The 792-nt window shown below is 47.7% G+C and carries 1 protein-coding gene; it reads left to right on the forward strand.

Annotated features, from left to right (window positions below; genetic code table 11):
* Positions 1–792, forward strand: a 792-nt coding sequence (gene truB / locus R7Q11_RS25700; RefSeq protein ID WP_225466941.1) for a tRNA pseudouridine(55) synthase TruB, incomplete at both ends; no start/stop codon positions are given.

A 792-nucleotide genomic window follows, 5' to 3' on the forward strand; every position in this document is an offset into this window, starting at 1 on the left:
AAAGCGGGTCACACTGGTGCGTTGGACCCTCTAGCGACGGGTATGTTGCCGATCTGGTTAGGTGAAGCAACCAAGTTTTCTCAGTTCCTACTGGATTCAGACAAACGCTATCGCGTGATCGCAAAACTTGGCGAACGTACTAACACTTCAGACTCTGATGGTGAAGTGGTAGAAACGCGACCAGTAGATGTGACTTTCGAGAAACTAGAAGCGTGTATTGAGAAGTTCCGTGGCGAATCTGACCAAGTGCCTTCGATGTTTTCTGCTTTGAAATACCAAGGCAAACCTCTGTACGAGTACGCTCGTAAAGGTATCGAAGTTCCACGTGAGTCTCGTAAAATTACGGTATACGAAATCATTCTTCACCGTTTTGAAGGTGATGAAGTTGAGATGGAGGTGCACTGTTCAAAAGGCACTTACATTCGTACTATCGTCGATGACTTGGGCGAAATGCTCGGTTGTGGTGCTCACGTAACGATGCTGCGCCGCACAGCTGTAGCCAAGTACCCTTACGAGAAAATGGTGACTCTTGAGCAGCTTAATGAGCTACTTGAGCAAGCTCATCGTGAAGAAATCGCACCTCGCGAGTTGCTCGATCCACTGCTTATGCCAATGGACACTGCAGTTGAAGACTTACCAGAAGTAAACCTAATTCCTGAATTAGCAGATATGGTTCAGCATGGCCAACCGGTTCAAGTATTAGGTGCACCAGAGCAGGGGTCTCTGCGCCTGACTATGGGCGAAGAGCGTTTGTTCATCGGTGTTGGTGAAATGAACGATGATGGTAAGATC

The sequence above is a fragment of the Vibrio sp. 970 genome (assembly GCF_033339075.1).